Source organism: Halomonas sp. FeN2 (assembly GCF_020595105.1).
Classification (GTDB): Bacteria; Pseudomonadota; Gammaproteobacteria; order Pseudomonadales; family Halomonadaceae; genus Vreelandella; species Vreelandella neptunia.
In genome coordinates, this window is the sequence record NZ_CP074200.1 from 4,412,824 (window position 1) to 4,437,970 (window position 25,147).

Here is a 25,147-nt window from a genome sequence, read left to right on the forward strand (position 1 = left end):
GAGATACGCGCATGGATAAGGAACTGCTGGCAATGCTGGTCTGCCCGTTGTGCAACGGTAAGCTGAAGTATGACCGCGACGCTCAAGAGCTGCGCTGCCACTACGATGGCCTTGCCTATCCGATCAAAGAGGGGATTCCGGTGATGTTGCCGGAAGAGGCTCGCGAGATGGATGCCGATGAAAAGCTGCACACTTCACAAGGGCGTTCACCAGGACGTTCTCCAGGGCATCCTCAAGAGCGTTCAGGAGACGCTTAATGACCGTCTTTGATGACATGGCTGATGAAATGGTTAATTTCAAGGTGCCTGACTTTACTGTCGTCGTACCTGCCCGCTATGGCTCTACCCGGCTCCCCGGCAAGCCACTGCTTGAAATTGCCGGGGAACCGATGGTTGCTCACGTATGGCGCCGTGCTTGCCAAAGCCACGCCAGCCGAGTGGTCGTGGCAACAGACGATAGCCGTATTCGTGATGCTATGCTGCCCTACGGCGCCGAAGTGATCATGACCCGCGACGATCACCCATCGGGCACCGACCGCTTAGCCGAGGTGGCTGATATATTGGCATTGACGGATGATGCGCTCCTGGTGAATGTGCAGGGCGACGAGCCGCTGATTCCTCCCGCGCTGATCGACCAGGTGGCGCTGCGCCTAGCCGATGATCCTGAAGCGTCGATAGCCACGCTGGCGGAGCCTATCAATGACGTGGACACGCTGTTTAATCCCAACGTGGTCAAGGTCGTGCGCACACTGCAAGGCCGCGCGCTGTATTTCTCACGGGCGCCCATCCCCTGGGATCGTGAGCAGTTCAAAGCGCCACCGTCCATGCTGGCAACCGATGCCTGGCTGCGCCATATCGGGTTGTATGCGTATCGTGCTGGCTTTCTAGCCGCCTATCGGGACTGGCCTGCCTCAAGCCTCGAACAGCTTGAACAGCTCGAGCAGTTGCGTGCGCTGCAGAATGGTCACGCTATTCAAGTGGCATTGGCCTGCGAAGTAAACCCTGCCGGTGTTGATACGGCCGAGGATCTAGCGCGGATTCGGGCGCTGCTGGTCTAACGCGGGTTCGGGCGTTGCCGACTTAGCGCAGGGGCGGGCGCTTGCTTGGGCAGCTCAGTTTTTAAGGAGCTATCGTGAAAGTATTATTTGTATGTTTAGGCAATATTTGCCGTTCACCGACCGCCGAAGGTGTTTTTCGTCGTGCTCTTGAGCGAGCAGGGTTGGCCGATGAGGTCGAGATAGACTCCTGCGGCGTCGGCAGTTGGCATTTGGGCAAAGCCCCAGACGCCCGCGCCCAGCAGGCAGCACTACTGCGCGGTATCGATATAAGCGACCTGCGTGCCCGCCAGCTAAGCGAGCACGATTTTACCCAATTCGACTACGTGCTGGGCATGGATCAGGACAATCTACGCGCCATGCGCGAGCTGCAGCCTGCCAATAGCCAGGCGCATGTTGGGCTGTTTTTAGATTTTGCTGGTACCCCCGGTGCTGAAGTCCCAGACCCTTATTTTGGCGGTGATGAGGGATTTGAGAAGGTTCTAGATATGATTGAAGCTGCATCAGAAGGGCTGATTCGACACCTTAAGCGAGAGCTGTAATGGGGCTAATGGTGTGGCTGCACAGATGAATATTCTCAGCAATGTGGATTTGTCCGCCGCTAATACACTTAGGCTTCCCTGCCAGGCAGAGCGCTTCGCGTCACCAAAGACATTAACAGCACTACGCCAAACGGTAGCCGAGGCACGCCATAAAGGCTGGCCCGTCACGCTGCTCGGTGGCGGCAGCAATGTTCTGCTTCCCGAGGCACTACCAGGTTTGGTGGTGCGGCCTGATTTGCAACAGCACTGGCTCAGTCAGCGCCAAGGGCATGTGCTTGCCCACGTAGGGGCGGGGGTTAATTGGCATACGCTGGTGATGGCGACTGCTGCACGCGGCCTGTGGGGCATTGAAAATCTAGCGCTCATCCCCGGCAGTTGTGGTGCTGCGCCGGTGCAGAACATTGGTGCCTACGGTGTTGAACTTGCCGATACGCTGCAAGCGGTGCAGGTAATGGAGCTTGCCACCGGGCGGGTAAATTGGCTAAGCGCGCAAGAGTGCGGCTTTGGTTACCGTGAGAGTATTTTTAAAGGCGAGTTGGCAGGTAGTATTGTGATCACTCAGCTAGTCTTGCGTTTGTCACCCACGCCTGCCCCCCGGCTAGGGTATGGCGATCTCGCTGCACGTTTAGCAAGCTCTCCCACGCCGCTGGCGGTAGCCGAAGCGGTATGTGGTATTCGACGCGAGAAGCTGCCCGACCCACAGGTGCTGGCCAATGCGGGGAGCTTCTTCAAAAATCCGCTGGTAGCTGATGTGCTGGCAGCGCAGTTGTTGCAGCAGTATCCTGCGATGCCCCATTTCCCACAGGAAGGAGGGCAAACAAAGCTGGCGGCGGGGTGGTTAATCGACCAGTGTGGCTTGAAAGGGATGCGTGATGGTGCCTTCGGAGTACACCAGCATCAAGCGCTGGTGCTGGTGCACTTTGGCGGCGGTGATCGCCAGGGGCTAATGAAAACAGCTAGCTATATCGCTGACCAAGTCGAGGCACGCTTTGGGGTGCGCTTAGAGCCCGAGCCGCGGTTAATTAATCCCTGTTAGTTAATTTCTATTAGTTAATTTCTACGCCTTGCCTCTAAGGTGCACATAACGCAAAAATCCCCGCCGAAGCGGGGATTTTTGTTACTACAACACGGTGAACCGATCTATTCGGAGCGTGTGTCTTGCTGCGCCTGTTTGCGTTTCTCACGTGGGTCGTTGTGGGCCCGGGTGCGGCGACGGCGCGGTTTAGGCGCTTCTTCCGTTACTGTGGCTTCAGCGGGTGCTTCACTGGCGACCGGCTGAGCGTCTGCTTCAGCTGCAGTGGCTTCAGTCGCAGGTGTTTCAGTCGCTGCTAGTTCGTCACTGCTCTTTTCAGAGCTATTGTCAGAACCGCCGTCAGAGCTATCATCAGAACTCTTAGGTTCAGCGCTACTCTCTTCAGCGCTTTTTTCTTCAACGCTTCTGTCTTCAGAGTTTGTGTCTTTAACGCTCTTAGGCTCAACACCTTTTTCTGCGCTGTCTTGCTTTGGCTCGCTGCTGGCAGGCTCTTCAGTTGAAGGGGTTGCGGAGACACTCTCAGAAGCGCTCTCAGAAGTACTCTCAGCAACCTCTGGGTTTGACGCTTCCTGGCGGGTTTGGGTCTTAGCTGAAACTTCTTCGGGCTGACGCTCGTCGCTGCTTTGATCCGTATCCGCACTATTGAAAGGTGCCGGGGAGGCCGCCTCTTCAATAGTTGCCGTTGGGTCAACGGCGTTGTCTGCAGGCGGTTCGATGGCTTCAGGCGCTGCCTGTTCACTAGCACTGGGCTGCTGACTATCGTCGGTTTTCTCACTTTCAGCTGGCTCTGCGTTGGCCTTGGCTGTTGCTGAGGTCTCCTCAGATGGCGCTGACGGCTCTTCGCTGGCTGTGGCCTCCGGTTCGCTTGTCTTTGCAACGGCCTCATTTTGCTCAACGGTGGCGGCAGTTGACGTTTGCTCCGTTGGTGAAGCCGCTTTAGGCTGACGGCGCTGGTGCGTCGACTTGCGCGCTTTAGCGTTTTCTGCCACGGGCCGATCGGCGGTCGTTGCGTCGTCCGCTTGCTCGGCGTTGGGCTCAGGCGCATCGGCTGCTGCCGCTTCTGGCTCAGCGGTGTTTGCCGCGTCCGATCCTAATGCAATCGGTGCGTCATGTGTTGCTGCTTTGCCCACCTGCTCTTCTGCCCCGGAGGCGTCGGCCGGCTCTGGTGTCACTGCGGGCGCTTCACTCTGAGCCTCGGCCTGCAGTTTTAACTGCTCAGCTTCTGCCTGGGGATTGATCGCCTGGGTGCGCGTGCGGTTACGCGGGTTATTACGCGTACGCTTCGGCTTGCCGTCATCCTGCTTGGTCTCGACGTTCTTGGGCTCTGAACTCTTGGCCGTTTCATCGCGCTGACTGTCGCGGTTTTTGTCACCACCATCACGACGTGACTCTTTCTGCGTTGCACTTCTGCCGCTGGTGCTCTCTTTAGAGCCCTCTTTGGTGGCGCTGTCTTTGGAAGAGCTATCTTTGGAAGAGCTATCTTTGGAAGAGCTATCAGCCTGGTTCTCTTTGCGAGGCGCTTTGGCTGATTCTTGACCGTTAGCGTCGTCCTGCTGGGGGTGACGACGGCGGTTGCGGGTACGGCTGGGGCCGCTACGCTTATCACTACTGTCGTCACTGGCAGGACGCGGTGTGATGCTGCGCTGCTCGGCTTTCTGTTCAGTTTTTTGTTCAGCTTTGGGCTCGGGGCGGGCGCTGTTATCGCTGCGCGACTCATTACGGCTGGCGTTGTCGCCTCGCTCGCCACGCGACGACTTTTGCCGCGACTCGCCGCTGCGTTGATTGTTTTTGCGCTCGCTTGGCTTGCGCGGCGCGGGTGTTTCAACCTTGGGCTCTGGCGTGGCTTCGGCGCTGCTTTCGTCGCTACCGAGCAACTTGGCGAAGCCGCGGATAAAGCGCCCAATAACGCTGGGTTGTTCGCTGGTCACAGGTGCTGCTTTGGCCGCTGGAGCTGCAGCGGGCGCCTTCTCTTCCGTTTGCAGCGATGCCGGGGCGGGAGCGTTGTGGGTAACACTCTTGACGGCGGCTTCGGCGCGTTGAGCGGGCGGCACGAAGCTGGGTGTCGGCTCTTTGCCTACTTCGGTATCGGTGGAGAGCTCAAAGCTCGATAGGCTTTGGGTGTCATCCTCGTCCAGGTGATCATCGCGCAGCCGCTGTACGTCGTAGTGGGGCGTATCCATATCAGGATTGGGCAGCAGTACCACGCGAACATTCTGGCGAGATTCAAGATCTGCCAACACGCTGCGTTTTTCATTGAGCAAGTAGGTGGCGACCGGTACCGGCAGAATGGCGCGAATTTGCGCGCTGTTTTCTTTCATCGCCTCTTCTTCAATCAGGCGCATGATGGACAGCGACAGCGAACGTACATCGCGAATGGTGCCTTGGCCATTACAGCGCGGGCAGACCACGCCGCTGGTTTCCCCGAGCGAGGGACGCAGGCGCTGGCGGGACATTTCCATCAGGCCGAAGCGTGAAATACGCCCAATTTGCACCCGTGCGCGATCCAGCTTGAGGGCATCGCGCATGCGGTTTTCAACTTCACGCTGGTTGCGCGCAGGCCCCATATCGATAAAGTCGATCACCACCAAACCGCCGATATCGCGCAGGCGCAGCTGGCGGGCGATCTCATCGGCGGCTTCAGAGTTGGTCTGTAGTGCCGTCTCTTCGATATCGCTGCCGCGGGTGGCGCGGGCGGAGTTGATATCGATGGAGACCAGCGCTTCAGTGTGGTCGATCACAATCGAGCCACCAGAAGGCAGCTTCACTTCGCGCTGATAGGCGGTTTCGATTTGTGATTCGATCTGGAAGCGCGAGAATAGCGGGACTTCGTCCGCGTAGAGCTTGATCTTCTGCTGATAGGAGGGCATCACCTGGCGGATGAAGGCCAGCGCTTCAGCGTGAATCTCGGGGCTATCGATCAGTACTTCGCCAATGTCCTGGCGTAGGTAGTCGCGCATGGCGCGAATGATGACGTTGGATTCCCGGTAGATCAGGAACGGGGCAGGGCGCTTGGCGGCTTCGGTGGTGATCGATTCCCACACCTGAACGAGGTAATCCAAATCCCACTGTAGCTCTTCCGGGTTACGACCGATGCCCGCGGTGCGCACAATCAGGCCCATTTTATCCGGCACGGTGAGCTGGCCCATGGCGTCTTTGAGCTGGCTGCGCTCGTCGCCTTCGATACGGCGAGAAATACCGCCCGCACGCGGATTATTGGGCATCAATACTAAAAAGCGCCCAGCCAGGCTGACAAAAGTGGTTAGCGCGGCGCCTTTATTGCCACGCTCCTCTTTATCGACCTGGACGATGACCTCTTGGCCCTCTTTAAGCACTTCTTTAATGCTCGGACGTCCGGAAACATCTTTGACAAAGTACTCGCGAGAGATCTCTTTGAGGGGCAAAAAGCCGTGTCGGTCGGCGCCGTAGTCAACGAAGGCGGCTTCCAAGGAGGGCTCTACACGGGTGATTTTGCCGCGATAGATATTGGCTTTTTTCTGTTCTCTTGCGCCGGATTCGATATCTAAATCGTATAGGCGTTGTCCATCAACTAAAGCGACACGCAGCTCTTCGGGCTGGGTCGCATTGATAAGCATCCGTTTCATAGTGTCTCGCATAGCGTTGCGTGCCGGCGAACTGCCTATTGGGTGACGTAGGCGAATCGCTGGGTGCTGCGTGCTTGTGCTCGGCGCATTGCAATGCTGACGCGTCAAGCCGGGAAGGCGTCATCGCCAACCCGGCCAATAGGGCGTTGAGTACGTGGCGGAGGCAGGACGTGTTCCGGTGGCTGTCACGTCCATCCGGCCCTGCTGACACCGCCAACACCTGGCATTCATCGATTCACCAACGCCGGCCACCGGCACAGCGTTGAACTTTTCGCCCGGAGTCAGTCATCGCCTTGTGACGAATAAGGCGGAGCTGCTCAGGGCGTGGCGTTGTTTAGTTGCTGCCTGCCGTTGAGGGCAAGGCTTACTTTCCTCTGCCGGCATAAACACGGGCGGCAGAGTTACTGCATTTTTAAGATCAGTTTTAATACTGTAAAACGGGCAATGCGTACACTGGTGCCGTTTTTGCGTTCAGGCCTGCGTGTTAGTCGGGCAGGCGCATTAACCAAGCTCAGCGGTGATGCTCTCTGCTAACAAATTTAATCAATTAGCTATCGAACAGCTAGTCACTAGCGCTAGACAAGACAGCTTTCTGCGCTTAGCTGGTGAACGATTTCGAATATAACAGTAAAGACTACGACCAGCAATTGACGCAATGCCCTTGGGTCTACGCTAGAATGCCGTTTTTAAGCAGGAGTAAGTAGTAATGTCCGAAGGGCGTGAAGTGCAGTGGGTGGATATCGCCCCGGAGCAAGCAGGGCAGCGAATTGATAATTTTCTCATGACGCGGCTTAAGGGGGCGCCTCGCGCGCTTATTTATCGCATCGTGCGTAAAGGCGAAGTGCGCGTTAATAAAAAGCGCGTGAAGGTGGATTACCGTTTGCAAGCGGGGGATTTAGTACGCGTTCCGCCGCTGCGTTTGGCGCCTCGCGAAGCGGTGAAGGAAGTCAGTGATAATTTGCGCGACCTGCTGGTAGGCAGCGTTATCATGGAAGGCCCCGATTGGATGGTGCTTAACAAACCCTCTGGTTTGGCGGTGCATGGCGGCAGCGGGGTTAAAATTGGTTTAATAGAAGCGCTGCGCCAGGTGCGCGATGATCTAAGCTTTCTGGAACTGGTTCACCGCTTGGATCGCGATACATCCGGTTGTTTGCTGCTGGCCAAGTCGCGAGATGCGCTGGTGACGCTGAACGAGTCGCTGAAAAAGCATGGCATGGATAAGCGTTACCTGGCCCTGGTCAGTGGGCGCTGGCCTGCGCGGAAAACCTATGAGAGTGCTCGGTTAGACCGCTTTGATGCCGGTAACGGCGAGCGGAGGGTAAGGGTAGATCCCAACGGGAAAGTGTCGCGCACCCACTTTTCAGTGGTCGAAACCTTCGAAAAAGTAACCCTTATAGAGGCTGAGCCGGTCACGGGCCGTACCCACCAGATTCGCGTACATGCCGCCCACGCAGGCCATGCGTTATTAGGTGACGATAAGTACGCTACCCGTGAAAGTGGTCTGCTCACCAAGCAGTTAGGGCTGGGGCGTCTGTTCCTTCATGCGCGAGCGCTGACCTTTCCTGAGCCCACTAACGGCCGCCCGGTTACCGTCAAAGCGCCGTTGCCAGAAGCTCTGGAAGAAACGCTCAAGCGCGCCCGTCAATAACTTCTTTTTCACCGCGTTGCCTTTTACAGGGAGCTGCCATGCAGTATGAGTTAATTATATTTGATTGGGACGGCACCTTGATGGACTCGGTGCCGCGGATTGTGTCGTGTATGCAGGCGGCTGCTTTAGAGGCTGAGTGGGGGGCGCTTACAGCGGCTGAGGTGGAAGATATTATTGGCCTGGGGCTACCCGAGGCAATTGCCCAGCTTTGTCCAGGTATTTTACCTGCCCAGGCAGAGCGGCTTCGCGAACGTTATGCGCACCACTTTGTGCAGGCCGACGCCACGCCGATGGCGTTTTTTGGCGGTGTCGAAGCTCATATCGCCCGTTTGCGCGGGCATGAGCAGCAGCGTTTAGCGGTCGCAACAGGTAAAAGCCGTCGCGGACTTGACCGTATTTTTGCTGAGACTGGCAGCGGCGCGTGGTTTCATGCCAGCCGCACCGCGGATGAAACTCGTTCCAAGCCGCACCCACAGATGCTTTCAGAGTTGTTGGTTGAGCTTGCGGTGCCGGTCGAGCGGGCGGTAATGGTCGGCGATACCGAGTATGACTTGGAAATGGCTAGGGCAGTGGGAATGGATCGGGTGGGTGTAAGCTATGGGGTGCATACGCCTGAGCGCTTAGCAATGAGCGAGCCAAAGTGGATTGCCCATAGCGTTGACGAGCTTTTTGATCGGTTATAAGGACATTTTATGAGTGACGATCCAACCCGCCAAGAGGGTACACAAGGTGGTCATGACGGCCCGGCTAATGGCTATCGCCGGAACGACGCTGACCGTAAAGGCTCAGTTACTAGCGACCAGACCAACGAGTTCAAAGAAGATCCTTGGACTGAAGGGCCCGAAGTTCCACCTGGTAAGGGAGCTAAGCAGTCTCCGGGAGCGCCAGGTGATGATGCCGAAACCCTGCGCGAACGCCAGCGATTAGCGCAGCTGGAAATGATGGATCACTGGATAGGCGGCGTCTTGACCGAGCAGCGGCGGACTCGGCGCTGGAAGCTGTTTTTCCGGCTGATGTTTCTCGCTGTTGTGCTGGCGGCGCTGTCTGCCGCGCTTTATAGCCTGTTCTGGGATTCGCCAAGTGTTGCAACGCCCACCCAGCGCCACTTGGGCATTGTTAAGGTTGATGGGGTGATTGCTAGCGATTCGCCAGCCAATGCGGAGCGCATCATCCAAGGGTTAAACCGAGCCTGGGATGCCGAAAGCGCTGCTGCCGTGGTGCTGCACATTAATAGCCCCGGCGGTAGCCCAGTTCAGTCTCAGCGTATCTATGCGGAAATCATGCGCCTACGTGAGCAAGGTGATAAACCAATTATTGCGGTGATTGAGGATGTCGGTGCCAGCGGTGCTTATTACATTGCTGCAGCGGCAGATGAGATTGTTGCCTCGCCGGTGAGCTTAGTGGGCTCGATTGGTGTGATTTACGCTGGTTTTGGCTTTGAAGAGGCGATAGAGCGAATTGGCGTTGAGCGCCGCGTACTCACCGCAGGAGAGAATAAGGCCTTTTTAGACCCATTCCAGCCGCTGGATAATGAGGCAGAGGCGTTTTGGCAAGGCGTGCTGAGCCAAACTCATCGCCAGTTTATCGATGACGTCCGGGCGGGGCGCGGCGAACGGCTCAGTGATAGCTCGGACATTTTCTCAGGCCTGATCTGGAGTGGTGAACAGAGCATCGAACTAGGGTTGGTCGATCAGCTAGGTAGCCTTGAACAGCTGTCTCGCGATCAAGTAGGTAATATCGACTGGGTGGACTATACGCCGAGTCTTGATCCATTTGAGCGCTTTACTCGGCGTTTTACCGAGGTTACCGCCGAAGTGCTGGGCATTAGGGCGTCTAACACCCCGCTTAGTTTCTGATCGCCAATCCTCGTCCTGGGCGTATTGGTTAGGGCGCGCCAAGCGGATCAAGGCCCGCTTGGCGCAACATGTCGCAGAGCGCGATCAGCGGTAGCCCAATCAGAGCGTTGGGGTCACTGCCTTCCAGTCTTTCAAACAGCGCAATGCCAAGGCCTTCCATACGAAAGCTGCCAGCGCTATCTAGCGGCTGCTCTTTGGTCACATAGTTTTCGATCTCCTGCGTGCTAAGAGTGCGGAACACGACCTCGAAGGGCTCGACATGAACCTGATGGCGCTGGTGGCGTGTATCCAGTAGCGCTAAACCGGTCAGAAAGGTGACGCGCTGGCCAGAGAAGCGGGCAAGGTTAGCGCAGGCCTTTTCTACTGTATGGGGTTTGCCAAGAATGTCGCCGTCAAATACCGCCACCTGGTCGGAGCCTATAATGCAGTGGTGGGGGAAGTGAGCCGACACGGCGTTGGCTTTGCTAAGCGCTAGGCGATGTACCAGTGCGTGTGGTGTTTCGCCATTATGCGGCGTTTCATCAATATCCGGTGAATGGCACTGGTAGGGGAGTTGCAGTCGATCCAGCAACTCACGCCGCCAGCGTGAGCTTGAGGCAAGTACCAGCTCCGTCTTTAAGGACTGAGTATTTAAGGACTGGGCACTTAAGGACTGAGTGCTCGATGGCGCTGTCATGGAGGGTGAGGTCACAGAAAACTCCTGGTTAATGCGGTTGCGCTCGTGGGACGGCAAAGCAGTAGAGTGTAGCGAAAGCTGCGAATTGTGCCCATGTCGGCTGTTTATTGAGACCTATGTTGGTTATTTATTGAGGAAGTGATGAAGAAATATACCGACAGCTTTGACACCAGCAGGGGGAGTGCCTATCATTGCGCGCCTATGTTGACCTCACAACTCCCCAGTCGGGTGGAGCCTTATAAGCTCGCAGCCCGCCACGAACGAATCGAAGGCTTGGTAGCGTTGGATAAGCTGCCACGTCTTGCCGAAGAAGCGGGTGACCAAACCGGCGACTGTCATGTCGTGCTTGAGTTTGGTGTCGATGCTCAAGGTCGTCGTGAAATTCGTGGCCACTTGCAAGCGACGTTGGCGCTTGCCTGCCGACGCTGCCTAGTGCCGTTGCCTCAAGAGGTGAGCAGTGACTTTCTGCTTGGAATGATCACTGATGAAGCCTTGGCGGCCGAGTTGCCTGCTAGTCATGAACCGGTGCTGGTGGAAAAGGAACAGCTGGATCTCCTGACGGTGGTTGAGGATGAGTTGATTCTCAGTCTGCCCCAGGTGGTCTATCACGATGAAGCCGAATGTCATGTCTCGGCGGAGCAGCTGGTCAGCAAAACAGAAGGCGCGGCGTCAGATACAGCGCCAGCGACGAACCCTTTCGCGGTGCTGAATGTCTTGAAAGGCAAAAAATAAGCACCCTTTACCTTAAATACCTTGGAGTAAACCCCCATGGCAGTTCAACAGAACCGTAAAACTCGTTCCAAGCGCGGCATGCGTCGCAGCCACGATGCGCTGACCGCTCCGACGCTGTCTCAGGACAAAGAAACCGGTACGACTCACCTGCGTCACCACGTTTCTCCAGACGGTTTCTACCGTGGTCGTAAAGTGGTTGAGGTATAAGCCTCAATTGCATTACTAAGCGGCTAAACGGACTCAGTGCGGTATGCGCTTAGCGATTGATGTGATGGGGGGTGACCAAGGCCCTCATGCGATTATCGCAGGCTCCGCAAGGGCGGTGTTGGAACACCCCGGTCTTGAGCTGATTCTGTTTGGCCCGCGTCAGCAGATTACTGCTGAGCTTTCGCGCTTGCCGCAGCCTCTGGCTGCGGCAACGTCACGTTTGGTGGCGCGTGATTCGCCCGATAGCGTGATGCAGGGGGCAACGGCTGCCTGGGCGTTGCGCAGAGGCCGGGCAACGAGCATGGCGCACATGCTGCAGTGTGTCGCCCAGGGTGAGGCGGTGGCTGGCGTAAGCGCAGGTAACACGGCGGCGCTTGTTGCCTTGGCAAGGCGCGAACTGGGGATGGTCGAGGGGATTTCTCGTCCTGCCATCAGTACTGCGATTCCAGCCCGCCAAGGGCGCCGTTGTTACTTGCTGGATCTAGGCGCCAATGTGGGCACTCCTGCCCATCGACTGGTCGATTTCGCGCTGATGGGGGCGGCGATGGCGCAGTGCGTTGATGGCACCGCGGTGCCGCGCGTGGCGCTACTCAACGTTGGTGCTGAAGCCACCAAGGGAAGTGCTAGCGTACGTGAGGCTGATCGTCTTCTGCGTGAGTATGCCAGTGGTAGTGCTTTCGACTATCAGGGCTATGCTGAGGGTGGTGATCTGTTTAAAGGTCAGCTTGATGTAGTGGTGTGTGATGGCTTTGTGGGCAACGCTGTCCTCAAGGCGAGCGAAGGCTTGACGAGTATGTTGGTTGAGCGCGTGCAGATGGCGTTTGAGTCGCGCCTAAGTGGTCGTTTGGCAAGCCTACTGGCCAAGCCTGTGTTAAAGCGCTTAAAGCAAGAGCTTGATCCCGTGCGCTACAACGGGGCCAGTTTGTTGGGGTTGCGCGGTATCGTAGTGAAAAGCCACGGCAGTACTCATGCCGATGGGTTTTACTACGCTATCCGTCGCGCCCTGCAGGAAGTAGAACATAACTTACCTGCGCGGATCGCAGGCCGCTGGCAAGCGCCATCAAGTGAAAATGATGGCACTTGCCCGCCATGATCAGATAATAAAGATTTAACTTTTTTGCGGGTTTATAGGTGGCATCAGGATGTGCCAATAACCTCGCCTATCGCTCATATGAGCAAATGCCTACAAGAGCAAAGGTGAACGACATGTCTCAACCCCTTGCCCTCATTTTTCCCGGGCAAGGCTCTCAACAGCTTGGAATGCTGCGAGAGCTTGCCGAGCGCTATAGTGTGGTGGGAACGACATTTGAGGAAGCGTCGGATGCTTTGGGCTACGATTTGTGGAAAGTCGTCCAAGAAGGCCCCGAAGAGTCGCTTAATGCAACCGCTTGCACCCAGCCTGCGCTGCTCTCTGCCAGCGTCGCCATTTGGCGAGTGTGGCAAGAGCTGGAAGGGCCGCGGCCGACGGTTATGGCGGGCCATAGCCTAGGCGAATACAGCGCTATGGTGTGCGCAGGCGTCATGAGCTTTGCCGAAGGCGTCAACCTGGTACGCCTGCGCGGCGAGGCCATGCAGGCGGCGGTGCCCGCTGGTGAAGGCGGCATGGCGGCAATCCTGGGCCTGGCGGACGATGCGGTTGAAGCCGCCTGTGAAAAGGCTGCTCAGGGCGACGTTGTTTCAGCGGTCAACTACAATTCCCCAGGGCAAGTGGTGATAGCGGGCTCTAAAGTAGCCGTTGAGCGAGCTATTGTTGCTTGCCAAGAGGCCGGTGCCAGGCGCGCCATGGCATTGCCGGTTTCCGTGCCGTCGCACTGCGCATTGATGCGCCCTGCGGCCGAGCGCCTGGCAGAGGCGATACAAACTATCGAGCTGCGGGCGCCGCGCTACAGTGTCATCCAAAACGTCGATGCCCAGGCCCATGCCGATACCGCGACATTGAGCACGCGGCTAGTCGAGCAACTTTATCAGCCGGTGCGCTGGAGCGCCTGTGTTGAAGCCATGGCGAATCAGGGCGTGGAGGTATTTATTGAGTGCGGGCCAGGAAAGGTGTTGACTGGCCTCAATAAGCGTATCGTGAAGGGTAGTAAAGGATTGGCGGTGAACGATCCTGATAGTCTGGAAGCTGCGCTTGAACTGGCGCGCGAAACCTTGGCTGATAAGGCGTGACCTGGGAATGTTTTATTCCACTATCCTTGCTTGATTACACGGTGAGAGGCAGAACGTTATGACACAAGAGAGTAGAGTTGCCCTGGTAACGGGGGCGAGTCGCGGTATTGGTCAGGCCATTGCTCGCGAGCTAGGTCGCCAGGGCCGTATTGTCATTGGTACAGCGACCAGTGAGTCTGGCGCTGAGAAAATTGATGCCGATTTGAAAGAGCACGGCATTGAAGGGGCAGGTCTATGCCTTAATGTGACCGACCAGGCCAGTATCGATAGCGTATTGAAAACGATTACTGAGCGCTTTGGTGCGCCGACTATTTTGGTTAACAACGCGGGTATCACGCGTGATAATTTGCTGATGCGTATGAAAGAAGATGAGTGGGACTCCGTCATGGATACCAACCTGAAATCTGTCTATCGTGTTAGCAAGGCGTGTTTACGGGGAATGACCAAGGCGCGGTTTGGGCGTATTGTGTCAATTAGTTCTGTAGTGGCAACCATGGGCAACCTGGGCCAAACTAACTATGCTGCAGCTAAGGCTGGTATGGAAGGTTTTAGCCGCGCGCTAGCGCGTGAGGTCTCCTCTCGTGCGATTACGGTCAACGCTGTGGCGCCGGGCTTTATTGCCACTGATATGACCGAAGCGCTACCTGAAGCACAGCACGAAATGCTGCTTAAGCAAATTCCGCTGGCCCGTTTAGGGGCGCCGGAAGAGATCGCCGCAGCAGTGGGCTTTTTGACCAGCGATGCAGCCGGTTATATCACTGGCGAGACGCTTCACGTGAATGGCGGCATGAATATGCGTTGATGGCCTTGGGCTTGGCGGTTGCGTCTACCCAAGGGCGTCTATAAACTACCCCGCAGCTTTTGGCTTGCGGTTTCCAAATAGCTGGTTATCAAAAACGGCTAATGTGAACGACTGGAGTACGTTAATGAGTACTATTGAAGAGCGCGTTAAGAAAGTTGTAGCAGAGCGCCTGAACGTTAAAGAAGAAGACATCCAAAACAGCTCTTCTTTTACAGAAGACTTGGGTGCTGATTCGCTCGACACCGTTGAGCTGGTCATGGCTTTGGAAGAGGAATTCGATACTGAAATTCCCGATGAAGAAGCTGAGAAGATCACCACGGTTCAAGAAGCCATCGATTACGTGAACGCCCACCAGTAAGGGCTGCGTCGATGCATCGAACCAGGGTGGGGTGCTAGCCACCCGCCTTAAAAGCCGTCCTTTTCCAGGACGGCTTTTTTGCTTTGCTGCCACAATGCTTATAACGTTCAATCTCCGTTATACTGTTGACCAAATTTAAGCAGCAAATGACCCAAGTGGGTCGCGTCACCATGGATGCCTGGAGGAAAGCTGATGGCACGGAAAAGGGTAGTGGTAACTGGGTTAGGCCTGGTGACCCCAGTGGGTAATAGCGTTGATGAGTCGTGGGCCAACATTGTGGCCGGTAAAAGCGGTATTACGCCTATTGAGCATTTCGACACCAGTGGGTTTAACACCCGCTTTGGTGGGGCGATCAAAAACTTTGATATTAGCCCGTACCTGAATCCTAAAGATGCCCGTAAGATGGATCTGTTTATTCAGTACGGCATGGCGGCGGGCGCCCAAGCGGTAGAAGATTCGGGTATTGAGTGCACCGAAGAGAATGCCGATCGTATCGGTGTGGCTATTGGCTCAGGCATTGGTGGCTTGCCCATGATTGAGCATAACCACAACGCACTTAACAAAGGTGGCGCTCGCAAAGTATCGCCATTCTTCGTGCCGGGCTCTATCATCAATATGATTTCGGGCAATATGGCGATTCAGCACGGCTTCAGAGGCCCGAATATTGCCATTACGACTGCCTGCACTACGGGTACTCATAATATTGGTTACAGCGCACGCACCATCGCTTATGGCGACGCGGACGTAATGATCTGCGGCGGGGCAGAAATGGCCACAACGCCGCTGGGGCTGGGCGGCTTCTCTGCGGCTCGCGCGCTCTCTACGCGTAATGACGATCCGGAAGCCGCAAGCCGCCCCTGGGATACCGACCGTGATGGCTTTGTGCTATCCGACGGTGCTGGTGTTTTGGTGCTTGAAGAGTATGAGCATGCCAAAGCGCGAGGTGCCAATATCTACGCCGAGCTGGTGGGTTTTGGTATGAGCGATGACGCTTATCATATGACTTCACCGCCGGAAGATGGACGTGGCGCAGCGCTCTCCATGCGCAATGCGATTAAAGATGCCCAGGTTGACGTTTCTTCGGTTCACTACATCAACGCCCACGGTACCTCCACTGCGGCCGGCGATCTGGCCGAAAGTCGTGCCATTGAGAACGTCTTGGGTGGCGCTGCCAACAGCGTGGCAGTGAGCTCCACGAAGTCGATGATTGGCCACCTGTTGGGGGCCGCCGGTGCGGTAGAGGCGGTGTTTAGTATCCTGGCTATTCGGGATCAGGTCGCGCCGCCCACCATTAATCTGGATAACCCGCAGGAAGGCTGCAATCTGGACTATGTGCCGCACACCGCGAGGGATATGCGCATTGATATGGCGCTTTCGAACTCCTTCGGTTTTGGTGGTACCAACGGCTCGCTGCTGTTTAAGAAGGTGTAGTTAGCGATGCTGCCGCCTACGTCATCCGCTGATCAATCTGTGCCGTTTGACGATCGTGGGCTGGCGTATGGCGATGGTCTGTTTGAAACAGTGCTGCTGCGGGCAGGAAAGCCGGTGCTCTGGCGTTATCATAAGGAGCGCCTGGCACAAGGCTGTCATCGCCTGGGGTTACCGCTACCCTGCCAGGAGGCCCTTGACGCCACTTGGCAAGGCGATCCCACTGCTGAGTTCGAAGTGCTTAAGGTGGTACTGACCCGAGGCAGCGGCGGGCGTGGCTATGCCCAGCCCGATCAGATCACGCCGCGGCTGCTCAGTCGTCGAATGCAGTTTCAACCGTCGGTTAAGCGCTGGCAGGAAGGGGTGACCGTGCGACTTTGCGATTTGCGGCTGGCTCGTCAGCCTCGGTTGGCAGGTATCAAGCATCTAAATCGACTGGAAAACGTATTGGCCCGTCAAGAGTGGAACGATACCGCTGTTGCCGAAGGTTTACTCGCCGACAGTGAAGGCCTTGTGGTAGAAGCCACCAGTATGAATGTTTTTTGGCAGCAGGCGGGTGAAGTGTTAACGCCTCAGCTTGACCAGTGCGGCGTGGCTGGCACGCTGCGTGCTGCATTGCTTGACCAAGGTGCCGCCGCTCACGCTTCGCTGACGCTTCATCAACTTGCTGATGTCGAGCGGCTATGGGTGGCCAACTCTGTCCAGGGGGTATGGCCTGTTACCACCTTGCTTGCCGCGGATGGTTCACTGCTGCAGCGCTGGCCCTTGAGTCAGCCTGACCCGTTCCAGCGCTTGGCGCATCAGCTATTGGGCGTTGTTTGAACGCCACTGTTTAGATATCGCTCAGCAATTTTCTAGAGGTGTCATGGTGAAACGGTTATTAACCGCTTTATTGGTGTTAGTAGTGGTTGGGGCTGCAGCTGCAGCAGGCGGTTATTTCTATTGGCAGAGCCGATTAGAGGCACCGCTAGCGCTTGATGAGCCAATGCTTTACCAGGTGCCCTCTGGCGCGGGCTTTAATCAGGTCGTGGCGCGATTGGAAGAGCAGGGCGTGCTGGAAGATGCCTGGGCGTTTCGCTTGCTAGCGCGGGTCGAGCCGGAACGCGTACCGCAACTGCGTACCGGAGAGTATCAGCTGCTGCCGGATATGAGTGGCCTGGAAATGATGGCACTGCTGGGTAGCAATAAAGTCGTCACCTACTCGCTGACCATTCCTGAGGGATGGTCTTTTCGGCAGATGCGCGAATTACTCAATGCGGCGCCAAAGCTCGATCACCGCACAGCGGAGTTGAGCGATGCGGAGGTGATGACGCTACTCGATCGAGAAGGCACCTTTCCCGAGGGCTGGTTCTTTCCCGATACCTATCGCTATCATCTGGGTATGAGCGATGTCGATATCCTGCGTCAATCACTGGAGCGGATGGAGCGCATTCTGAAAGAGGTTTGGGAAGAGCGGGCGGACAACCTAACCATTGACTCACCCTACGAAGCGCTGATTATGGCCTCCTTGATCGAGCGGGAAACCGGTGCGCCCGAGGAGCGGCGCGAAATTGCCGGTGTGTTCAAACGCCGCATGGAGCAGGGCATGCGCCTGCAAACCGACCCGACGATTATTTACGGTATGGGTGAGCGCTATGAAGGGCGAATTACCCGCGCCGATATTCGCGAGGCCACGCCCTATAACACTTACGTCATTGACGGCATACCGCCCACGCCGATTGCTATGCCTGGGCGTGCCTCCTTGGAGGCAGCGGTGAATCCACTGCCTGGCGAAACGCTCTATTTCGTTTCCCGTGGCGATGGTACACACCATTTCTCGCGTACGCTGCGGGAGCATAACAATGCCGTTAATCGCTATATCCGCAACCGGTGATAGCCATGCCACATCACCAATGATTGATGACCACTGTAAGGGAGCATGATGAGTAAGCGTGGACGCTTCATTACGCTGGAAGGCGGCGAAGGTGTGGGCAAGTCCACCAATGTGGGCTTTGTCGCCGAGTGTCTGGAAGCCGAGGGGCTGGAAGTTGTGCGAACTCGAGAGCCGGGTGGTACCGCGCGTGGCGAAGCTATTCGCGCACTGCTGCTGGATCCTGCCCCCCAAGAGCCGCTACATGTCGACGCGGAGCTGCTGCTAATGTTCGCTGCGCGAGCGCAGCACCTGGCGGAAAAGATACTCCCCGCCTTGGCGAGAGGGGCATGGGTAGTGTGTGATCGCTTTACCGACGCCACCTTTGCCTATCAGGGCGGAGGGCGCGGCATTGCCAAGGAGCGTATCGCCGTGCTGGAAGACTTTGTTCAGCGGGGGCTCTCTCCCGATTTAACCCTACTGCTCGATATGCCCAAAGAGGCTGCAAGGCAGCGCCTAGAGTCGCGCCTTCGTGATCGCCATGAGCAGCTTGATCGTTTTGAACAGGAGCAGGCTGACTTTTTCCAGGCCGTGCGGGATGGCTACTTGGCACGAGCGGAAGAAGCGCCCGAGCGCTTTGCGGTGATCGATGCACAATACACCCTGGATAAGGTACAAAGCCAAATCCGCCAAGTCCTATTAACAAAGGTCGCGGCATGGCGTTAACCGGCGTAATGCCGTGGCACCAAGCCACCTGGCAGCATTTAACCCGCTTGGCTGATGGTGGGCGTATGCCCCACGCGCTGTTAATTCACGGCGCCCACGGTGTGGGTAAGCAGCATTTAGCGGAGGCGTTAATTGCCCGAACGCTATGCGCTTCGCCTGCTGATCAAGCCTGTGGCCATTGCCATAGCTGCTCAATGCTGGCATCGGGTTATCACCCGGATCTGCTGCGGGTTTCTCCGGAAGAGGGAAAGCGCCAAATCCGCATTGACCCTATCCGCGAAGTTAATCGCTTTGTTTCGCAAACGGCTCAGCAGGGCGGTTACCGGGTGATTGTGGTTTCCCCCGCCGAGGCAATGAACGTTGCCGCTGCCAATGCGCTGCTCAAAAGCCTTGAAGAGCCCGGTGATAAAACCTTGTTTATTCTGCTCTCAGACGTACCTTCGCGGATGCTGGCGACGATTCGCTCTCGCTGTCAGCAGTGGTCGCTACCCAGCGTGGCTTTTGAGGCGTGTCGTGGCTGGTTGATTGAGCAGTTGGGCAGCGCCGACGAAGCCTACTTCTGGTGGCAGGTGGCGGGTGGCCTGCCGTTGCTGGCCGTGGAGTTGGCGGCACCGGAAGAGCGCGCCCTGCGCCACCAGATTCACGATAGTTTTGAGCAGCTAGTGCGTGGTGCCGAGCCCGTTTCAGAGGCGGCCCGTCTGGATCGTCAGGCGATTGATGCCATCTTGTGGTACGGTATCGCCTGGCTGGAAGACCTGATTCGTCTAGGCTTGTCTGGGGAGGCAGCGGTGTTGCATAACCCCGATTTAGAGCCGCTCTACCGCCAGGCGGTTAAAAATGGTCGTGTTCAGGATTGGTTTCGCCTGCTCGATTATGCCCGCGAACAGCGCCGGTTGTTGGCGGTTGGGGCAAACCCCAATCCTCAGTTAGTGCTTGAAGCATGGCTGGTGCGCTGGGCGGCGCTGCTGCGTTCATAGTGGTGTTTGTTCAATCCCCCACGGCTGTTCAAAACAGTACAGCGAGGTCGTCATGGCTGCTCAGAAAGCGCTCTCTCTTACCATCCCGGATGTTCCAACACTGCTTTCCGCGTATATGCCTTTTCTGGATCGCGGGGGGGTTTTTGTACCTACTCCGACCCCTTATGAGCTTGGCCAGCAAGTGTTTTTACTGCTTACGCTGCCGGGTGAAAGCGAACGTCTTTCGGTTACTGGTCAGGTAGTGTGGGTATCTCCAGAGGGGGTGACTGGCCGCCGTATGCCAGGCATTGGCCTGCACTTCAGTCAGCAGGATTATCCCGTTCGTGACCGCATTGAGACGCTGCTTGCCGGTCAATTAGATAAAGCCGCGCCATCGTTCACACTCTGAATGTCCTATTTGTTGAGAACAGCCTGTTAGTACCCATTTGATGTCGAGAGCCGTATGTTTGTTGATTCACACTGTCACTTAGATCGTTTATCCGACCAGACCCATGGGGGCGATATTGATGCCACTTTGACCGCCGCCCGCGCTGCCCATGTCAGTCAATTTCTGGCGGTAGCAGTGACGCTGGAAGACGTGCCGCAATTGGCGGCCATTGCCCGCGCCCACCAAGATGTGGCAATTTCCGCTGGCTTACACCCCTTACATGAATGTGAGAATGAGCCTAGCGTCGCGGATATAAAAGATGCTGCTGAGCAGTATGGTGCGGTGGCGATCGGTGAAACTGGCCTGGATTACCACTACCGCGACAGTGTGCCAATAGAGGTTCAGCACGAGCGCTTCAAGCGCCACTTGATCGCCGCGCGGGAACTTGAACTGCCAGTGATTATTCACACCCGCGAAGCCAAAGAGGAAACCCTGGCTTTGCTGCGTGAATATAGCGACCCGCGGGTGGGCGGTGTATTACACTGTTTTACAGAAGACTTGGCGATGGCCCGTGAGGCGGTGCGGCTGGGTTTTTATATCTCGCTGTCGGGCATTATTACTTTTCGAAACGCTGCTCCACTGCGCGAATTGGCCCGTCAGTTGCCTCTTGATCGCCTGCTGATTGAGACCGATAGCCCCTATCTAGCGCCCGTTCCTCATCGCGGTAAGCCCAATGAGCCCGCCTGGGTGGTACAAGTGGCGGAGTGCATTGCCCAGGAGCGGGGCATCAGTGTCGATGAAGTGGCCATGCAAACGACCGCCAACTTTTATCAGCTCTTCCGTGCCGCGGCGCCCGATGCCCCGGAACACGTTAAAGATGCGTTGGCCCACTCAGGGCTTCTATAGCAGCCTGGGGCGCCTTGAATACGCTCAAACGAGGTGGGCGAGATGAATATTGATCGATTGCTGCAGCAAGGTAGTGGAGATGAAGAGCGCGCTGGCGCTATTCCTCCGCTCGATGAGTGGCAGCCTGCGCTCTCGGGTGATATGAATATCGTCATTCACGCCGATGGTAGTTGGTGGCACGAAGGGCAGCCGTTTGCCCGCCCTAAGGTGGCACGCCTATTAGCAACGCTGCTGCGCCTGGATGACGAGGGTTACTGCCTGGTTACGCCGGTAGAGCGCTGGCGAATAAAGGTCGAAGACCTGCCGCTGGTGGCGGTAGAGGCTGACTTTCGTGACGGTGCCTGGTGGTTTACCACCCAGTTTGATGACGTGGTTCGCTTAGATGCTGAACACCCGCTCACCGTCACCTCAACTCCCCAAGGCGAGGCGGTGCCACAGCTGCCAGTGCGTTTTGGGCTAGCTGCCCGCTTGCACCGCAATGTCTTTTACCAGTTGGTTGAGGCGGCTGAAACCCGTAATGTGGGCGATGGCAAGAGTGAACTGGGACTAACCAGTGCCGGGCAGTGGTTTGCGTTGGGTCAGGTGGATGATGAATTACTTGGCGAGGCGCCGTGAAGTTAACCGCTGAACAGCAAGCTGTTGTTAATCACCAGGCGGGGCATGCACGGGTAGCGGCCGTGGCCGGGGCCGGTAAAACCACCACCATGGCTGCCCGGGTGCTGCATATATTGGCCAGTGGCGTACCGCCAAAGCGTATCCTGGTGCTGATGTTTAACCGCTCTGCCAAAGATGATTTTCAACGCCGCTTAGCTTCAATGGCTCCTGCAGGCCAGGCGCTGCCGGATGTGCGTACTTTTCACTCCCTGGGCCACCGCTTGACCATGAGCCTGTGCCGGTGGGGCGCGCTGGCGCCGCGCCAGCTACTGTCCGCCGATTGGCAACTGGAAAGGCTGCTTCGCCAAGCGAGCCTCAATGTGCTGCGTGACGCGGTTGAGCGCCGGGATGCTGCCCTGGAGGGAGATCGCCTGGAAGTATTGGCCCACTTCTGTGGCTTGGTTAAAGCAGAAATGGTCACCCCGGAAGCGCTCTACGAGCGGCTCAATTTTGACCCGGATACTGACTATTTTCCGGCAGCCTTTGCCGAAGCAGAGAGGCTGTTGGCAGCGGAAGGCGTCATGACCTATGCCGATCTGCTCTATCGTCCGCTGTTGGCTTTAGAGGCTGATAGCGCCCTGCGTGGTCGGGTCGAAGGGTTTCTGGATCATGTCATTATCGACGAATACCAGGATATTAACGCTGCACAGCAGCGACTTTTATCGGTGTTGGTAGGTAGTCGTGCCGAGGTAATGGCAGTGGGTGATGCCAACCAGTGTATTTATGAGTGGCGCGGCGCCAAGCCCGACACCATGCTGGAAAATTTTACCGCCACTTTTGGCGAGGCGACCGATTATCCGCTATCGACCACCTTCAGGCATGGTCATGCGTTGGCGCTGGCAGCTAATCATGCCATTGCCGCTAATCAGCGTCGCCCCAACCAGTTGTGCCTGGCCGCAGCTAATAACCCTGAAACCCGTGTTTCAGTCGGGCAGGGGAGCCGGTTACTGCTTGATGCATTGATGGATTGGCAGGCCCAGGGGCGAGCGTTTAACGAAGCCAGCTTGCTGGTACGCAGCTGGGCGCTTTCGGTACCGTTCCAGCTGGCGCTGCTCCAGGCTGGGATACCGTTTCGGCTTCAGCGTGAGGATCGTTTTGTTTTTCGTCTGCCGCTGGTGCAGGCGCTGGCGGGGTATTTAAAGCTGTCACGTCGCCCTGATCTTCTGCGCGATCCGCAGCAGCTGTTACTGCTGCTTTCTCAACCAACACCCTTCGTTGCCCGTGAGCGGCTTCAGCGTTTGGCACACCAACTGGCGACTACTCAGCAGTGGCCCGAGCGGCATGACCCCATGCTTACGGCGTTAAAGCCGATCCAGCGGCGCACGCTGAAAAAGCGCTGGCTGCTACTTTGTGAGCTGCCACAGCTGAGCGCATGGCCACCCGCTAAGTTGCTACGCCACGTGGTGGAAAGTATTGATGCTGAAAAAACGCTGAAGCGTGCGGCAGCGCGGCGAGATAAAGGCGAAGAGGATGTGCGCTTACTCGACGTGCTAATCGAACAAGCGCAAAGCGTGCAAGACCCTGATGCCTTTATCGAGCTTCTTGAACGCCCGGTGGAAAATCAGGCGGGCGGTGTCCTGATTAGCACTGTACACGGCGCCAAAGGGCTCGAGTGGCCGCTGGTAGCGGTTGCCGGGGTTAACGAAGAAGACTTTCCCCACTATAGCCGCGATAATCCGCTCAGCGATGACCGGCTTGAGGAGGAGCGGCGGCTCTTCTACGTGGCGATCACTCGTGCCCAGGAGCAACTATTAGTGCTTCATGACGGGGGCGTGCACCGGCCGAGTCGCTTTATTGCCGAAAGCGCCTGGCAGGATAGCATGCGGGTTGCCTCCTGCTTAGCCAGTACCAACGCACCCGCGGCGACCCTGCAAGTGACATCAGTGGGGTTGGTTGAACGCTATCTGGCGCGACTGGGGCGAGACGATATTGTGCTTGCGCCGGCACAGGTTGAAGAGGTCAAAGTAGGTTATTCAGCAGAGGCGAATTTCTACCCTGGTCAACGGCTTCATCATGCGGTATTTGGCATAGGCGAAGTGGCGGCAGTGGAGGGAAGTGCCAGTGATCCGGTTATTGATGTGCGCTTTGATCAGGCAGGACGAAGAAGGCTCATTGCACGCCGCGCACCGATTGAACTGCTCGAAAATGGCTCAACCCTTGCTGGGTAAGTCGTTGATTAACCAATAAGACACACTCTTTCACATTTGTAGTCGAGTTAAGCTTTAGGGCTGTTTGACTTAGTATGGCCCCGCCGATTTAATACCTGTACTCCTACCGAGCTAATATTCAGCGACTCATCGCATATAACTTATGAAATAGGGAACGGGCATGGTAAGGCAAGCCTCTTGGCTCTGCGCCATTTTGATCGTCACCCAAAGCGGCGCCTTACTTGCCGATAGCGGTATGCCTAATCTGGAATTTAATGGTTTTGGCACGCTAGGGGTCGTTCGCTCTGACGAGCGGAATGCTGACTTCGTTGCTGCCCCCTTTGTCTCAGAAGGCGCGGGGTATAGTCATGACTGGAGTGCTGAAGTTGATAGCCGCTTAGGGCTCCAGGCTACGCTGCGCATGACGCCTCAAATCTCCTCGGTTGTTCAGGTGATCAGCGAGAAGCGACACGATGGTTCGTTCGCACCTGATATTGAGTGGGCGAATGTTCAATACGATCTTACTCCTAATCTTAGCTTCCGCGTTGGGCGTATGGTTCAGAGCTCGTTTATGTCTTCTGAGCACCGCAAGGTTAGCTACGCCACCCCTTGGATTAGGCCTCCACAAGAAGTCTACCGTTTACTCCCGGTGGCTAATTTCGATGGCGTTGATGTGCGCTATCGATACCCAGTAGGGAAGACTTCCAATGAACTGCAGATGAATTTTGGTGGTGGCAGCGTTGATTACTCAACGGGGAGTGTCGACGCCAGCGATTCCTGGGGCGTTTCTCACCGTACTCATTGGGGAGATGCCACCCTGTTTGCCAGCTACGGCGAACTGAAAGTAAGCGCAGATGAACTCTCACAATTCTTCGATGTTTACCGCCTCTTTGGTCTACCCGGTGAACAGCTTGCTAGCCGCTACGAAGTTGATGGTAAGCGTACGAGCCTGCTGAGCTTGGGGGTAGGTTATGACCCCGGTTCATGGTTTGTTATGGGCGAGTGGGCACGCTCTTCGTCTCCTTCTCTGCTAGGTGATAGTGAAGGCGCCTACATGACATTCGGTTACCGCATTGCCGAGTGGACGCCCTATGTAGGTGTAGCGCGAGCAAAAGTCACCAGTAATACGTCAGAGTCGGGATTGAATGCTGCCCTGTATCCATCGCCCTTTGCAGAAGGCGCCCAGCTACTTAACGGGATATTGAATGAGCTGCTATCCAGCGGAATGCAGCAAGAGAGCATAACGGTTGGGGCACGCTGGGATTTTAGGCCAGGTATGGCCCTTACGGCCCAGTATGATCACATCGATATGCGCTCAGGCTCATCCGGGGGGCTGATTAATCAACAGCCTGAATTTATTCCAGGTGGTCGTATTAACTTGTTCAGCCTTGCGCTCGACTTTGTGTTTTAAGGAGAG

Annotated in this window: 25 protein-coding genes; 23 read left to right on the forward strand and 2 right to left on the reverse strand. The window is 56.5% G+C overall.

Going from position 1 to position 25,147, the window contains the following annotated elements:
• Positions 1 to 11 precede the first annotated feature (11 nt).
• The 4 genes from KF947_RS20280 to murB all read left to right on the forward strand — a co-directional run bounded on the left by KF947_RS20280 (position 12) and on the right by murB (position 2,632).
• Positions 12 to 257 (forward strand): Trm112 family protein, encoded by a 246-nt coding sequence (locus tag KF947_RS20280; protein ID WP_227404934.1) that lies wholly within the window; start codon positions 12 to 14, stop codon positions 255 to 257.
• Positions 257 to 1,057 carry a 3-deoxy-manno-octulosonate cytidylyltransferase gene (gene kdsB / locus KF947_RS20285; protein WP_227404935.1) on the forward strand — a complete coding sequence of 267 codons (801 nt, stop codon included), beginning with the start codon at positions 257 to 259 and terminating at the stop codon, positions 1,055 to 1,057. The genes KF947_RS20280 and kdsB overlap by 1 nt, the downstream gene beginning before the upstream one ends.
• Positions 1,058 to 1,131: 74 nt before the next feature.
• Positions 1,132 to 1,596, forward strand: a complete 465-nt coding sequence (locus KF947_RS20290; protein WP_133730496.1) for a low molecular weight protein-tyrosine-phosphatase — start codon at positions 1,132 to 1,134, stop codon at positions 1,594 to 1,596.
• A gap of 25 nt (positions 1,597 to 1,621) precedes the next feature.
• A complete protein-coding gene (gene murB / locus KF947_RS20295) occupies positions 1,622 to 2,632 on the forward strand; it encodes a UDP-N-acetylmuramate dehydrogenase (RefSeq protein ID WP_227406325.1) in 1,011 nt (336 codons plus the stop codon).
• A gap of 104 nt (positions 2,633 to 2,736) precedes the next feature.
• Here the strand turns inward: murB and rne are convergent, their stop codons facing one another.
• Complete coding sequence (rne, locus tag KF947_RS20300; RefSeq protein WP_227404936.1) at positions 2,737 to 6,231, reverse strand: ribonuclease E; 3,495 nt, start codon at positions 6,229 to 6,231, stop codon at positions 2,737 to 2,739.
• Positions 6,232 to 6,937: 706 nt separating this feature from the next.
• Between rne and KF947_RS20305 the strand changes: the two genes are divergently transcribed.
• From KF947_RS20305 to sppA, 3 genes are read left to right on the forward strand one after another with little or no spacing between them, the layout of a single operon-like run.
• Positions 6,938 to 7,879, forward strand: coding sequence for an RluA family pseudouridine synthase (locus tag KF947_RS20305; protein ID WP_071692872.1), 942 nt, complete (start codon positions 6,938 to 6,940; stop codon positions 7,877 to 7,879).
• A gap of 38 nt (positions 7,880 to 7,917) precedes the next feature.
• Positions 7,918 to 8,562 (forward strand): HAD family hydrolase, encoded by a 645-nt coding sequence (locus KF947_RS20310; protein WP_227404937.1) that lies wholly within the window; start codon positions 7,918 to 7,920, stop codon positions 8,560 to 8,562.
• A gap of 9 nt (positions 8,563 to 8,571) precedes the next feature.
• The gene (sppA, locus tag KF947_RS20315; protein WP_227404938.1) at positions 8,572 to 9,735 is read left to right on the forward strand and encodes a signal peptide peptidase SppA; all 1,164 of its coding nucleotides are present in this window, start codon (positions 8,572 to 8,574) and stop codon (positions 9,733 to 9,735) included.
• Between the two features lie 28 nt (positions 9,736 to 9,763).
• Here sppA and KF947_RS20320 read toward each other — a convergent pair whose 3' ends face one another.
• The gene (locus KF947_RS20320; RefSeq protein WP_227406326.1) at positions 9,764 to 10,411 is read right to left on the reverse strand and encodes a Maf family protein; all 648 of its coding nucleotides are present in this window, start codon (positions 10,409 to 10,411) and stop codon (positions 9,764 to 9,766) included.
• Positions 10,412 to 10,612: 201 nt separating this feature from the next.
• On the opposite strand from KF947_RS20320, the gene KF947_RS20325 reads away from it, so the two are divergent.
• The 16 genes from KF947_RS20325 (at position 10,613) to KF947_RS20400 (ending at position 25,141) form a co-directional block, all read left to right on the forward strand.
• Positions 10,613 to 11,143, forward strand: a complete 531-nt coding sequence (locus KF947_RS20325) for a YceD family protein (RefSeq protein ID WP_133730720.1) — start codon at positions 10,613 to 10,615, stop codon at positions 11,141 to 11,143.
• Positions 11,144 to 11,179: 36 nt separating this feature from the next.
• Complete coding sequence (gene rpmF / locus KF947_RS20330; protein WP_007114757.1) at positions 11,180 to 11,350, forward strand: 50S ribosomal protein L32; 171 nt, start codon at positions 11,180 to 11,182, stop codon at positions 11,348 to 11,350.
• 43 nt (positions 11,351 to 11,393) lie between these two features.
• The gene (gene plsX / locus KF947_RS20335; RefSeq protein ID WP_227404939.1) at positions 11,394 to 12,443 is read left to right on the forward strand and encodes a phosphate acyltransferase PlsX; all 1,050 of its coding nucleotides are present in this window, start codon (positions 11,394 to 11,396) and stop codon (positions 12,441 to 12,443) included.
• 113 nt (positions 12,444 to 12,556) lie between these two features.
• Entirely contained in the window at positions 12,557 to 13,516 is a 960-nt protein-coding gene (fabD, locus tag KF947_RS20340; RefSeq protein WP_133730502.1) for an ACP S-malonyltransferase, read from the forward strand.
• A gap of 58 nt (positions 13,517 to 13,574) precedes the next feature.
• Positions 13,575 to 14,318, forward strand: a complete 744-nt coding sequence (fabG, locus tag KF947_RS20345; protein WP_009286414.1) for a 3-oxoacyl-ACP reductase FabG — start codon at positions 13,575 to 13,577, stop codon at positions 14,316 to 14,318.
• A gap of 124 nt (positions 14,319 to 14,442) precedes the next feature.
• On the forward strand, positions 14,443 to 14,676 hold the full coding sequence (acpP, locus tag KF947_RS20350; protein WP_008956801.1) for an acyl carrier protein: 234 nt from the start codon (positions 14,443 to 14,445) through the stop codon (positions 14,674 to 14,676).
• Positions 14,677 to 14,868: 192 nt separating this feature from the next.
• Positions 14,869 to 16,107 carry a beta-ketoacyl-ACP synthase II gene (gene fabF / locus KF947_RS20355; protein ID WP_133730503.1) on the forward strand — a complete coding sequence of 413 codons (1,239 nt, stop codon included), beginning with the start codon at positions 14,869 to 14,871 and terminating at the stop codon, positions 16,105 to 16,107.
• A gap of 6 nt (positions 16,108 to 16,113) precedes the next feature.
• Positions 16,114 to 16,926: an aminodeoxychorismate lyase gene (gene pabC / locus KF947_RS20360; protein WP_227404940.1), complete on the forward strand. Its 813-nt coding sequence runs from the start codon at positions 16,114 to 16,116 to the stop codon at positions 16,924 to 16,926.
• A 43-nt stretch (positions 16,927 to 16,969) separates the two neighbouring features.
• Positions 16,970 to 17,977: an endolytic transglycosylase MltG gene (mltG, locus tag KF947_RS20365; protein WP_227404941.1), complete on the forward strand. Its 1,008-nt coding sequence runs from the start codon at positions 16,970 to 16,972 to the stop codon at positions 17,975 to 17,977.
• A gap of 48 nt (positions 17,978 to 18,025) precedes the next feature.
• Positions 18,026 to 18,679 carry a dTMP kinase gene (gene tmk / locus KF947_RS20370; RefSeq protein ID WP_227404942.1) on the forward strand — a complete coding sequence of 218 codons (654 nt, stop codon included), beginning with the start codon at positions 18,026 to 18,028 and terminating at the stop codon, positions 18,677 to 18,679.
• Positions 18,670 to 19,656, forward strand: coding sequence for a DNA polymerase III subunit delta' (locus KF947_RS20375; RefSeq protein ID WP_227404943.1), 987 nt, complete (start codon positions 18,670 to 18,672; stop codon positions 19,654 to 19,656). The genes tmk and KF947_RS20375 overlap by 10 nt, the downstream gene beginning before the upstream one ends.
• Before the next feature lie 52 nt (positions 19,657 to 19,708).
• Complete coding sequence (locus tag KF947_RS20380) at positions 19,709 to 20,044, forward strand: PilZ domain-containing protein (protein ID WP_223288168.1); 336 nt, start codon at positions 19,709 to 19,711, stop codon at positions 20,042 to 20,044.
• A gap of 54 nt (positions 20,045 to 20,098) precedes the next feature.
• Positions 20,099 to 20,929, forward strand: a complete 831-nt coding sequence (locus tag KF947_RS20385) for a TatD family hydrolase (protein ID WP_133730509.1) — start codon at positions 20,099 to 20,101, stop codon at positions 20,927 to 20,929.
• A gap of 42 nt (positions 20,930 to 20,971) precedes the next feature.
• Positions 20,972 to 21,544: a DUF1285 domain-containing protein gene (locus KF947_RS20390; RefSeq protein WP_133730510.1), complete on the forward strand. Its 573-nt coding sequence runs from the start codon at positions 20,972 to 20,974 to the stop codon at positions 21,542 to 21,544.
• Positions 21,541 to 23,751 (forward strand): ATP-dependent helicase, encoded by a 2,211-nt coding sequence (locus KF947_RS20395; RefSeq protein ID WP_227404944.1) that lies wholly within the window; start codon positions 21,541 to 21,543, stop codon positions 23,749 to 23,751. The genes KF947_RS20390 and KF947_RS20395 overlap by 4 nt, the downstream gene beginning before the upstream one ends.
• Positions 23,752 to 23,911: 160 nt before the next feature.
• Positions 23,912 to 25,141, forward strand: coding sequence for a porin (locus tag KF947_RS20400; protein ID WP_227404945.1), 1,230 nt, complete (start codon positions 23,912 to 23,914; stop codon positions 25,139 to 25,141).
• The last annotated feature ends 6 nt before the right edge of the window (positions 25,142 to 25,147 follow it).

Bases quoted from the DNA above. Each gene is read 5' to 3' on its own strand.
- pabC (WP_227404940.1), top strand. From the start codon at position 16,114: ATGCTGCCGCCTACGTCATCCGCTGATCAATCTGTGCCGTTTGACGAT.
- fabG (WP_009286414.1), top strand. From the start codon at position 13,575: ATGACACAAGAGAGTAGAGTTGCCCTGGTAACGGGGGCGAGTCGCGGT.
- KF947_RS20320 (WP_227406326.1), bottom strand. From the start codon at position 10,411: ATGACAGCGCCATCGAGCACTCAGTCCTTAAGTGCCCAGTCCTTAAAT.
- KF947_RS20390 (WP_133730510.1), top strand. From the start codon at position 20,972: ATGAATATTGATCGATTGCTGCAGCAAGGTAGTGGAGATGAAGAGCGC.
- fabF (WP_133730503.1), top strand. From the start codon at position 14,869: ATGGCACGGAAAAGGGTAGTGGTAACTGGGTTAGGCCTGGTGACCCCA.
- sppA (WP_227404938.1), top strand. From the start codon at position 8,572: ATGAGTGACGATCCAACCCGCCAAGAGGGTACACAAGGTGGTCATGAC.
- plsX (WP_227404939.1), top strand. From the start codon at position 11,394: ATGCGCTTAGCGATTGATGTGATGGGGGGTGACCAAGGCCCTCATGCG.
- KF947_RS20375 (WP_227404943.1), top strand. From the start codon at position 18,670: ATGGCGTTAACCGGCGTAATGCCGTGGCACCAAGCCACCTGGCAGCAT.
- KF947_RS20325 (WP_133730720.1), top strand. From the start codon at position 10,613: ATGTTGACCTCACAACTCCCCAGTCGGGTGGAGCCTTATAAGCTCGCA.
- KF947_RS20280 (WP_227404934.1), top strand. From the start codon at position 12: ATGGATAAGGAACTGCTGGCAATGCTGGTCTGCCCGTTGTGCAACGGT.
- KF947_RS20305 (WP_071692872.1), top strand. From the start codon at position 6,938: ATGTCCGAAGGGCGTGAAGTGCAGTGGGTGGATATCGCCCCGGAGCAA.
- fabD (WP_133730502.1), top strand. From the start codon at position 12,557: ATGTCTCAACCCCTTGCCCTCATTTTTCCCGGGCAAGGCTCTCAACAG.
- rpmF (WP_007114757.1), top strand. From the start codon at position 11,180: ATGGCAGTTCAACAGAACCGTAAAACTCGTTCCAAGCGCGGCATGCGT.
- rne (WP_227404936.1), bottom strand. From the start codon at position 6,231: ATGAAACGGATGCTTATCAATGCGACCCAGCCCGAAGAGCTGCGTGTC.
- KF947_RS20380 (WP_223288168.1), top strand. From the start codon at position 19,709: ATGGCTGCTCAGAAAGCGCTCTCTCTTACCATCCCGGATGTTCCAACA.
- mltG (WP_227404941.1), top strand. From the start codon at position 16,970: ATGGTGAAACGGTTATTAACCGCTTTATTGGTGTTAGTAGTGGTTGGG.
- KF947_RS20400 (WP_227404945.1), top strand. From the start codon at position 23,912: ATGGTAAGGCAAGCCTCTTGGCTCTGCGCCATTTTGATCGTCACCCAA.
- KF947_RS20385 (WP_133730509.1), top strand. From the start codon at position 20,099: ATGTTTGTTGATTCACACTGTCACTTAGATCGTTTATCCGACCAGACC.
- kdsB (WP_227404935.1), top strand. From the start codon at position 257: ATGACCGTCTTTGATGACATGGCTGATGAAATGGTTAATTTCAAGGTG.
- murB (WP_227406325.1), top strand. From the start codon at position 1,622: ATGAATATTCTCAGCAATGTGGATTTGTCCGCCGCTAATACACTTAGG.
- tmk (WP_227404942.1), top strand. From the start codon at position 18,026: ATGAGTAAGCGTGGACGCTTCATTACGCTGGAAGGCGGCGAAGGTGTG.
- KF947_RS20310 (WP_227404937.1), top strand. From the start codon at position 7,918: ATGCAGTATGAGTTAATTATATTTGATTGGGACGGCACCTTGATGGAC.
- acpP (WP_008956801.1), top strand. From the start codon at position 14,443: ATGAGTACTATTGAAGAGCGCGTTAAGAAAGTTGTAGCAGAGCGCCTG.